Origin of the sequence: Microbacterium flavescens, assembly GCF_018588945.1 — a bacterium.
Classification (GTDB): domain Bacteria; phylum Actinomycetota; class Actinomycetes; order Actinomycetales; family Microbacteriaceae; genus Microbacterium; species Microbacterium flavescens.
This window is the reverse complement of sequence record NZ_JAFIWA010000011.1, coordinates 36,905-46,963: the sequence shown is the minus strand read 5'-3', so window position 1 is coordinate 46,963 and position 10,059 is coordinate 36,905. Positions and strand designations below refer to the sequence as shown.

Below are 10,059 nucleotides of genomic sequence, written 5' to 3'. Positions count from 1 at the left end.
CGGTCCACATCGCTCTTCAGGCGACGCAGAATGTCGCCGATCTCCTCGCGACCGCTGTCGAGCTTGCCCGACATCGCTTCCATCTCACCGTAAGAAGCCTTGAAATCCGCCATCGTCATTCCCTTCGTCGTGGACCGGGTCCGACCCGGTGCCTCAACGCTAACCCGAGCGCGCTCAGGTGCACATGGGGACCATTCCCCATGCTCGCCCCATCGCGCCGCTACGGCGCCAGACGCCGGACCGCATCGGCCACGGCGTCATCGTCTGCCAGCAGCTCGATGCGCTCGAACAGGTCGATCATCGGCTGCTGCATGACCGCCAGCGCGACGAAGTCCTCGTCTACCGCGTTGAGGACGAACAGCAGATCGGATGCCGCGGCCACCGTCCGGATGCTGCCGGCCACGCCGTGCGCCGTCTCGGGATCGGCGGCGACGTCGGCCAGCCGCACCGTCGCCGCCGCCTGCACGACCGTGCCGAAGCGCTCGGACGCGTGCGCGACCACCTGGGGCGCCGTGGGCGAGTCGATGCCGAGCATCGCGACCTCCTCGAGGTCGACATCCGCCGGCGCGTCAGCGTACACGCTGAGGAAGGCGACCCCCATCGCGCGGCCGTCCTCGGGAGCGAACCACAGCACGTGGTCGACATCCTCCGGTCGCTCCGAGGCGACGTTGCGCGCCGCGCGCTCGAACGCCGCCCGGCGCTCGGGGTCGTCGGGGAGGGCTGCGCTCGCGATCGCCGCCGCCCAGGCATCGGCATCCGGCCAGTCGAGATAGGGGAAGACCGGCGGCACTGCGAGCCAGTCGCGGTCGTCGAGGTCGATGACGTAGTCGGTCATGCCGGCCGGCCCCATTCGAACGTGCCGATGATCCCGTGGCCGAGCGTCTCGAGCGAGCGGTCGGGCTGTTCGCCGCGGTCCTCGGCAAGGACGGTGTAGGCGTAGAGGAGGTGCAGGGCGCCCGCGTCGTCGGGGCGCGGGATCATGTAGTTGAGGGTGACCGATGCCGCGGCATCCTGCCCCTCGAGATCGTTCGCCCGCTCGTACCAGCGGTACCACCGAGCGCCGGTCGCGTCGACCTCTTCGACCGCGGAGTCGTCCGCTCGATCCGCGACGGCGCGAGCGAGGCCGCCGGGCGCGAACCGCACCGGCACCACGGTGAGCGACGCCGGCAGCACCGAGTCGTCGGTGGTGACGACGGGCAGGTGCACGCCCAGAGCGCGGCGCCGCCGCAGACCCTCGAACAGGCGGTGGATGTGCTGGCGGATCGCGAGGGCGACGTCGGCGCGCCCCGCGTCGCGGGCGCCGCGCGTGGCGAGCTCGGTGAGCCGGCGCTCGCTGTCGACATCGGTGCGGAACTCGCGCCACCCGGGCGGGAAGAGCATCGAGAAGCCGAGTGCGGGCTGTGCTGCGGCCGGCCCCGTCATCCGTCTCGTCCGGGCTGCTCGCCGGCGGTGCCGGGCTGCTCGGCCGCGGGCCGGCCGGCCGCGCGCGCCGCGGCCTGGCGAGCGTGCAGGTCGGCGAGATCGTCATCCAGCCGCGCCCGCGCCTTCTTGTCGTAGCGCGCCTTGCGGCGGAGCTCCACCTCCTCGAGGAAGAACGCGTCGTGCTCCACCGGTGGCACCGGCGAGGCGGGCAGCGTCGTGCGGCGGACGATCAGGACGACGGCGCCGACCAGCGCGAGCGGAGCTCCGAGCCAGTGCCAGCCGAGGCTGCGATCGCCGTCGGCGATGCCGCCCGGCTCGGGGTAGGCCCACGACAGCATGATCGGCAGGAGCAGGAACACCGTGAGCGAGTACACGATGGTGTTCGTCAGCAGGCCCTTGTGGCGCGCGTCGACGACCTTCCACAGCAGCACGGCCGTGAGCAGCGGGGCGAGCCCGAAGGGCACCGTCAGCCAGCTGGGCAGCGGGATGAGCGGGAAGGGCACCTCGGAGTCCCAGGCGGACGTGCCGTCCACCGGGTTCGGGATGCCGGACGCGAAGATGTTGACGATCGTGACGATGATGAACACCGCCGAGGCGATGAGGCCGATGCTCATCGGCATCCAGCGCGGCCCGATGCTGCGCTCGCGCGCCGCGTCGGCCTCGTCGCCGATGGCGTAGACGAAGGACGAGTGCGGTGACGTCACGACGCCAGACCCGCTCTCGCCTCGCTGTAGCCTCCGGAGAACTGCGTGCCCATGAAGTCGAAGTTTATGCCCCACGTCGCAACCGACTCGAAGCGGGAGGCGACCTCGGCGAACCGTGAGGGGGCGAAGGAGGCCACCTCGGCGGAGTTCGCCCAGACCACCGCGTCGTCCCCCACGCGCGAACCGTTGCGCATCAAAAAGTTCGAGAAGCTGGTCACCGAGTTGTGCCCGCCGCGCCAGAGGTTCAGCACGGGACGATCCACGAACAGGTCACGCATCGAGAAGCGTCCGAGCAGCGCGGACGAGCGCATCCCCGACCGCACGGCGTAGTAAGCGTTGCGCGTGCCGGCCCATGCGTTGCCGCCGAGGGTCGCGAGCCGCGAGAACGGCCCGCCCGACATCGGGGTGTACCCGAAGCGGGGGAACGTCGACCGCACCGACGCGCGCATGATGCCGCGCCCTGCGGAGAACGTGGCCGAGACACCGCGCAGCGCGGCGATGCCGCCCCGGGCGCCGGTGATGAGCGGCCGCGCGAACGGGATGACGCCCACGATCGACAGGGTCAGATCGAGCCAGTTCCCCCGGCCCTTGGCGTACTTCAAGACGTTGATCGCGACCATCACCAGCGCGACGACCGCGCCGATCGCGGCGATCGCCAGCGCGATCGGGCCGGTCACGAAGATCGCGACGACGGCCAGGCCGACCGCGATCCACCCGAGCACCGGCAGCAGGTCCTCTCCCCACGCGTCGTTGTTGTCGGCCGCGTCGAAGGCCTCCTCGATGCCGTCGACGGCATCGTCGTAGGCGTCGGACCACGTGGAGAACTTGCGGTCGAAGGTGCCCCAGAGCGCGGTCAGATCGGACTCGGCGTTCTCCCGCCTCGTCTCGGCGGTGCTCTGCGCGTCCAGAGCCTCCTGCTTCTGGGTGTCCGAGACGTCGTCCTCCCACGGCATCTGGTGCCGGTGGTCGCGCACGAGGCGATCGGCGTCGGCTTCATCGGACCTCGCCGTCCGGACGGCCTCATGGGCCTCCTCGATCTGCGGGATCAGCGGGTGGATCGCGACCTGCGCCGTGTCGAGGGCGGCGGCGTAGGTCTTCAGGACCCCGCCGGTGCGCTCGTACCGCGTCGCCGCCTTCTCGAGGTCGGGATACGTCTCGCCCGCGACCTCGCGGACGGCGTCGACCGACTCGGCGATCTGGCGCGTGCCCTCGCTGATGCGCTTGAGCTGCGTCGCGGTGCGGCGCATGACCGCGCCCGCATCGACGAGGTCCTGGCCGTACCGGCGCACATCGCCGGGCGTTCCCTCCAGCCGACGCAGGAGGTGGTTCTCAGGGGAGCGAAGAGTCATCGTGTCCTCACACCGCGTTGTCGGGAGCAGACGACTGCATCGCCGCGGCGGCCTCGGCGTCCCAGTTCCGCCAGCCGTCGATGACGTCCTGGAGATGGGTGCGGATCTGATCGAGGTTGTCCTTCAACTCGCCGCGCGTGTTGTTCCAGTCGTCCTCGAAATCGTTGGCCTTGCCGTGGAGCGACCCCCGGCCGTCGGGCCGGCCGATCGCCTCGGCGATGCCGTCGGCGACGCCGGTCGCCGTGTCGAACTCGTCGATCGACGCATTCAGTCCGGCGAGCACCTCGTCGAGCTCCTGCATGTTGAGGTAGATGTCAGGCACTTCTTCGCCCCCGCATGGCGCGGCGGGGCGGCGGCCTCAGGCCGCCGCCGCCGCGGGATGGTCAGTTGCCGGCGAGTGCCTGGTCGGTGTCCTTGATCGCCTGCTGCATCTTGCGCAGCGACTCGCCCATGTCGGCGATGCCCTCGATGGCCTTCTCCAGACCCGTGGTCAGCTCGGTGTAGCCCTCGCCGAACTTCCCCGACGCGTGCTGCGTCTTGAAGTCGTCGCCGAGCAGACGGTCCACATCGCTCTTCAGGCGACGCAGAATGTCGCCGATCTCCTCGCGACCGCTGTCGAGCTTGCCCGACATCGCTTCCATCTCACCGTAAGAAGCCTTGAAATCCGCCATCGTCATTCCCTTCGAAACCTCGGACCGCTCTGGCCCCCCGCCAGGCTAACCGAGCGGGCGAAAGCCTCCCATGGGGAGGATTCCCCATGGGGGGCTTTCGCCTCGTCTACTCCGCGACCAGCGGCAGCTGCACGGTGACGACCTGCCCGTTCTCGACGAAGAGCCCGCGCCCGGCGGGGAACTCGTGACGCTGCACCTTCGGGAAGGGCACCTTGAACAGCGAGTCGCCGTCGTAGGTCTCCGGCCGCAGCGCGATGCCGTGGCGGCCGCCCTTCAGCTCGCCGATCAGGCCGTAGCCGCTGCTCAGCTGCGCCACGTCGCCGTCTGCGACGAGGAAGTGATCGCTGCGGTTGATCGCCTGGAAGAGCTCCTTGAGCGGGCGCTCGGCGTCGGTGTCGCCGTACTCGGTGATGTTCTCCACCACGATGGCGATGCGCCGCGTGGTCGACTCGTCCGCCACCACGTCCTTGAGCTCCTTCGCGAACGCCCGGACGTCCTCGATGGCCGACACCGCCTGCTTCCACGGACGGTAGTCGCGCAGCGCGGCACGGCGCCCGCCGACGTGGAACAGCTCGACGTCGGGGTCGAATCGTTCGAGCGACGCCACGATGCCGCGCAGCGCGGTGGTCTTGCCGCTCTGCGGCGGTCCCGCGACGACGAACGTGCCGACCGGCTCGAAGCCCTTGGGCCCGAGCGTGTCGTCGCCGATGCCGAGTGCGGGGAACTCCCCCACGCGCGCCGGCAGCTCGGCGGCGTCGAGCTCGACCGGCAGCGACCCGATGTTCTTGGCCTCGACGGCACCGGAGGCGCGCAGCGCGGCGGCGAATGCCTCGGCCGCGGCATTCTGCTCGGCGACGTTGGTGGTGCCCCCGATGACCGCGACCTGGGTCTCGAGGCCGTCGACGATCGCCCGGCCCGGGACGCTGCGCTCATTGAGGACGTCCTTGGCGACGCCGAGGATCGAGTAGGCGCCCTCGTCCGACATCCGCAGCACGATGCGCTTGGTGACGTTGGCGCTGACCGCCGTGGGCACCGCTCCGTAGCGGTCCGCCGTTGCGACGACGTGCACACCGAGCGGCCGGCCTTCGCCCAGGAGACGCATGAAGATGCCGTAGAAGGCAGAGCGCGTCGACGACGTCTCCCAGTCCTGCTTGAAGACGCCGAACCCGTCGAGCAGCAGGATGATGCGCGGCTCGGCCGTGTCGCCGGTGATCTGCCGGTACTCGGTGAGGGTGGCGGCGTTCACGTCGGAGTACCGCTTCGCGCGGTCGTCGAGGACTCCGCGCAGAGTGCGCAGCAGCCGCTGCACGCGCTCGACGTCGTCGCCCGAGACGACCGACCCGACGTGCGGCATGATCTCCATCGAGCGGAGGGCACCGGTTCCGAAATCGATTCCGTACACGGCGACCCGCCCGAGGTCGGGCCGTGCGCCCGCGGCGATGCCGATCGTGCGGAGAGCTGCGCTCTTACCCGCGCCGCTCGTGCCGTAGACGAGCATATGGCCGTCGGTGTCGGGCTGGAAGTACACCGCCTCCTGAAGCTGCCGCTGCGGGATGTCGGCAAGCCCGATCGGGATGCGCTGGTCGCCCTCGAGGGGCAGGTCGCGCAGGTCGATCGTGCCCGCGAGATCGTCGAGCCAGGGTCGCCGGGGGGCGGGGATCCGCGCCTCGCCGGCGGCGGCCACGAGGTTCGCCACCAGCCGCTTCTGGTCGTTCGGCCCGAGGTCCTCGTCGTGCGTGTCGGACTCGCTGTCGCCGTCCGCCTCCCACAGCGTGACCGAGCCGAAGCGCAGCTCGGCCACGCGCACCTGGGCGCGGTCGGGCTCTTCCGCCGTCCACCCGCCGGCGTAGCCGGACTGGAACGGCACGAGGCGGCCGGGACCGGTCTTGGCGATGCCGCGACCCGGGATCGACGGGTCGAACGTCGACGCCACCGCGTCGCCGACGACGTCGTTGGAGTCCGCGGCATCCGCCATCCGCAGCGCGACGCGGAGGTTCGTGTTGGCGCGGAGGTTGTCCTTGATGACGCCCGCCGGGCGCTGCGTCGCCATGATCAGATGGATGCCCAGCGATCGGCCGCGCTGGGCGATGTCGACGACGCCGTCGACGAACTCGGGCACCTCCGTGGCGAGGGCCGCGAACTCGTCGATGACGAGCACCAGTGCCGGCGGGGTCTCGGGATCCTGGCGCTTCTCGAGCTCGAGGAGGTCCTTGGCCTTCTTCCGGTTGAACAGGTGCTCCCGATGGTGGAGCTCGGCGCGCAGGCTGGTGAGGGCGCGACGGACGAGATGCGGGCTCAGGTCGGTCACGAGGCCGACCGTGTGCGGCAGCTCGACGCAGTCGGCGAACGCCGACCCGCCCTTGTAGTCGACGAACAGGAAGGTCACGCGATCGGGGCTGTACTCCGCCGCCATGCCGAGCACCCACGCCTGGAGGAACTCGGACTTGCCCGACCCGGTGGTCCCGCCGACGAGCGCGTGCGGGCCCTGCGTGCGAAGGTCGAGCGACATCGCATCGGGACTCCCCTGGCCGACGTACGCCTTGAGCGTCCCGGCGCGCCGCAGTCGCGGCCGGGGGCCGCGCGTGCGGTCGATGATCGAGTTGTTCTGCCGCCAGCGCTCGACGGCCGCCTGCGGCTCGGCCGCCATGTCGGTGCCGATGAGGCGCAGGAGCGAGACGCTGGCCGGAAGGTCGGACGAGTCGGCCGCGACCGAGCTCGAGTCGACGACGGGCGCGAGCCGCTTGGCGAAAATCTCGGCGTATTCGCGCGAGACGCCCTCGATCGCGACGCTCTGGGCCCGGTCGCCCGCGCGCACCCACCCGACGGTCGCCTCGTCGAGCCCGTTGCTGACGTCGATGTACGTGCGGCACGATGCCGGGAGCGACTCGACGGTCGGCGCGACGAAGACGGTGTAGACACCGGCATCCGGCCCTCGCTCGATGACCTGGGTGAGTCGCGGCCGATCAACCGGCGCGTCGTGCGTGACGAAGAGGACGAGCGATACGTCTCCGGCGGCCGAGCCGCCGCCGCCCCGCTGCTCGCCGACGTGCTTGCCCAGCGCCATCGAGACCTCGCTCGCGGCCAGCGGGCCGCGGTGCGTGGCCGATCCCGACAGGCGCTCGAGGATGGCCTCCTCGAGTCCGTTGAGCAGGGCCGTGCCGGCCGACTGGCTGTCGGCGAGGGCCATCTCCGCGAACGGCGAGCGCGGACTGGTGGTGTGCGGCAGCCACTTCATCCACTCCATGTCGCCGGTCCAGCCGGGGTCGACGATGGCGGCGGTGACGACCTCGTTGGGGGCGTGCAGGCCGAACAGCTGCACGCCGAGTCCACGCACCACATCGGCGGCGAGCTCGCGGGGGCCCGCGATGCCGATCGCGCCGGCGGACGGCAGCAGCTCGATCACGGGCACGTCGTCGATGTGCGCGAACCGGTCCCGGAGCTTCCGCACCTGCTGCGAGTACTGCGCGATGCCGCGTTGGTCGTTCGCCTCCTGCACCGTGTTGCGGCTGTGCCCCGCACCGACCCCGAGGCGCAGCCCCAGGAAGTTCCAGTGCTCCGGCCGCCGGGTCCACAGCATCGGCCCGAGCGCCATCGCGTTCTCGTACACGGTCGCCGTCGCCGGGGCCTCGGCGCGCCGCCGCTCGCGCTCGACGATCTCCTCCATCTCGAGCTGCTCCTCGAGCTCGTCGAGCTGGGTCTCGAACGTCTCGATCTCCAGCTGGAGCTTCTTGCCCTGCTGGGTGCGCTGGCCGATGAAGTTGCCCAGCATCATGAGGGGCGCCATCGCGACGATGAGCAGCGACGTGGGGCGCTGCGTGACGGCGAACATCGCGAGGCCCAGCAGCACCGGGGCCATGATCATGGGCCACGGGAAGATCCGCGGGTCGGCCTCGTTCGGGATGATCGGATGCCGGAACTCCTGCCCCGCGTAGCGGTCCTCCACGCGCGGCGAGCGGTTGAACATCAGCGCGCCGCCGCGCTCGAGCACGAGGGACGCGTCGGTCTCCACGCGCGGGACGAGGGAGAACGAGACCTCCGTCGCGCCGATCGTGATCTTCTGCCCGGGAATCACGCGGACGCGCTGCACGAGCCCGCCGTCGACGATGAGGCCGTTCGCGGAGTTGAGGTCGACGAGCTCGATGGACTGGTCGACCTCGACGCGGGCGTGACGCTTCGAGACCAGGGGGTCATCCAGCAGCACCTGGGCGGGAGAGACCCGGCCGATCACCGTCGTCCCCGCCGGCAGCGCGATCGTGCGGCCGGCGTCGGGCCCGCTGTGGATGCGCATGACCGCCGCGGTCACCGCGCCATCCGCTCCGGCGCCGTGCACGGCAGGCACGATGGAGGCGTCGAATCCCGAGCCGATCGGCGCATCCGCGATGGACGCCGACGGGTCGAGGTGCACGGGTCGACCCGCCGGCGAGGCGACGAGCAGCGTGGGCACGTCGCTCGCGTTCACCCCGCCCGGGGCGGCCAGCGCGTCACCCTCCGCGAGGGCACGCGCGACGTCCTGCACGGTCGCCGTCGAATCAGCGGTCACGAGCACGTCGACGGTGGATCCGACGCCTCGACGCAGACCCAGCTTCAGCTTCACGAATCAGCACCTCTCGGAACGAGCTCGAACGTCCTGCCGCCGATCTGCACGGTCCAGCCCACGGGCACCCGCATCCGCTCCCCCGCCGGCACGTCGACGACATCGCCGCCGGGCGAGAGGAGCTGCGTGCCGTTGCGCGAACCGCGGTCGCCGACCCACACGCCCTCGGCATCCTGCCCGAAGGCGGCGTGTGTCTTCGACATGAGCCGCTGCGGATCGTCCAGCCGCACGACGGCGTCGGCGGTCTCGCCCGCGGCGGGCTCGGGGTCGCGGCCGATGAGGCCGAGCACGGGCACGCGCACGACGGAGCCGTCGTCGAAGCGGACCATGGCCTGCGCACGACGCAGCCCGGCGGCCGGGGCGGCACCGACGACCTGAACGACCTCGGCGGGCGCGGGGGCCGGAGCGGGGGCCGGAGTCGGCGCGACGGGTGCAGGGGTGGGGGCGGCGGCCGCGGGTGCCGGGAAGGAGGCAGCGGTCGCAGCCGGCGCCGCGAAGCTCTCGGCCGCGGGCGCGAAGCTCTGCGCGACGGGGACCGGCGGCGTGGCATCCACTCCCGGCACTCCGTCGATGACGCCTTCGTCGCCCGAGCGCGCGAGCGCCCACTGCGCCCCGGTGCCTCCGGGTCCGACCACCCCGGCGCGCGAACGCGCGTCGGGGATGCGCAGGGCCGACTCCGCCGGCGCGCCGCTCGCCATGGAGGGCAGCTCCTCGGTGTCGTCGGGGCGATCGCGCAGCGCGCGCCGCGCGTGGCGGAGCGCCTTGGCGTCGAACGGGTCGAGCCCCGCACGCGCGTCGATGACCCAGCATCGGCCGATGCGGTCCAGGATGCTGCGCCCGCGCCGCTGCGGATCGGCGAGGCTCGAGGCGAACAGCACCGCCGGGCCGACGACCACCAGGACGACCGTGCTCACCGCCAGGACGACGGCGCGCAGGACCACCCGCCAGAACCCGGGACGCCCGAGGTCGGCCGCGGAGATCGAGCGCAGGCGAAGTGCGGCCTTGCCGGTCGTGACGCCGCGACGCCCGTGGAGGATCAGCTGGATCAGGACGAAGATCGCGGTCAGCGCCCAGCCGGCCGCGATGAGGATCACGGGCAGCAGCGAGGTGTCGCCCAGGACGAACATGATCACTCCGGCGATCAGCGGCGCGGCCAGCACCAGCCAGACGGCGACATCGATCGCGAACGCGAGCGAGCGGAATCCGAGCCCGGCGGGCACGATCCCGAGCCGCGCCGCCGCCTCGGGCGTCACGGGGCTCTCGTCGAAGGGCTCCTCCCGCACGAGGCGGGCGGAAGCGGCAGGGTCGGTCATCGTCAT

Annotated in this window: 8 protein-coding genes; all 8 read right to left on the bottom strand. The window is 71.5% G+C overall.

What is annotated here, in order from left to right; translation table 11 throughout:
- Nucleotides 1–220 precede the first annotated feature (220 nt).
- Nucleotides 221–835, bottom strand: a complete 615-nt coding sequence (locus tag JX005_RS15510) for a hypothetical protein (protein WP_214468498.1) — start codon at nt 833–835, stop codon at nt 221–223.
- Complete coding sequence (locus JX005_RS15505; RefSeq protein ID WP_214468497.1) at nt 832–1,422, bottom strand: hypothetical protein; 591 nt, start codon at nt 1,420–1,422, stop codon at nt 832–834. The genes JX005_RS15510 and JX005_RS15505 overlap by 4 nt, the downstream gene beginning before the upstream one ends.
- Nucleotides 1,419–2,126 (bottom strand): hypothetical protein, encoded by a 708-nt coding sequence (locus JX005_RS15500; RefSeq protein WP_214468496.1) that lies wholly within the window; start codon nt 2,124–2,126, stop codon nt 1,419–1,421. Before JX005_RS15500 ends, JX005_RS15505 begins: the two co-directional genes overlap by 4 nt.
- Nucleotides 2,123–3,475 (bottom strand): hypothetical protein, encoded by a 1,353-nt coding sequence (locus tag JX005_RS15495; protein WP_214468495.1) that lies wholly within the window; start codon nt 3,473–3,475, stop codon nt 2,123–2,125. Before JX005_RS15495 ends, JX005_RS15500 begins: the two co-directional genes overlap by 4 nt.
- A gap of 7 nt (nt 3,476–3,482) precedes the next feature.
- Nucleotides 3,483–3,797, bottom strand: coding sequence for a hypothetical protein (locus JX005_RS15490; protein WP_214468494.1), 315 nt, complete (start codon nt 3,795–3,797; stop codon nt 3,483–3,485).
- A 61-nt stretch (nt 3,798–3,858) separates the two neighbouring features.
- A complete protein-coding gene (locus tag JX005_RS15485; protein WP_191766954.1) occupies nt 3,859–4,146 on the bottom strand; it encodes a WXG100 family type VII secretion target in 288 nt (95 codons plus the stop codon).
- A 106-nt stretch (nt 4,147–4,252) separates the two neighbouring features.
- Nucleotides 4,253–8,740 carry a type VII secretion EssC family protein gene (locus JX005_RS15480; RefSeq protein ID WP_214468493.1) on the bottom strand — a complete coding sequence of 1,496 codons (4,488 nt, stop codon included), beginning with the start codon at nt 8,738–8,740 and terminating at the stop codon, nt 4,253–4,255.
- Entirely contained in the window at nt 8,737–10,053 is a 1,317-nt protein-coding gene (locus JX005_RS15475; RefSeq protein WP_214468492.1) for an RDD family protein, read from the bottom strand. Before JX005_RS15475 ends, JX005_RS15480 begins: the two co-directional genes overlap by 4 nt.
- Nucleotides 10,054–10,059: the final 6 nt, after the last annotated feature.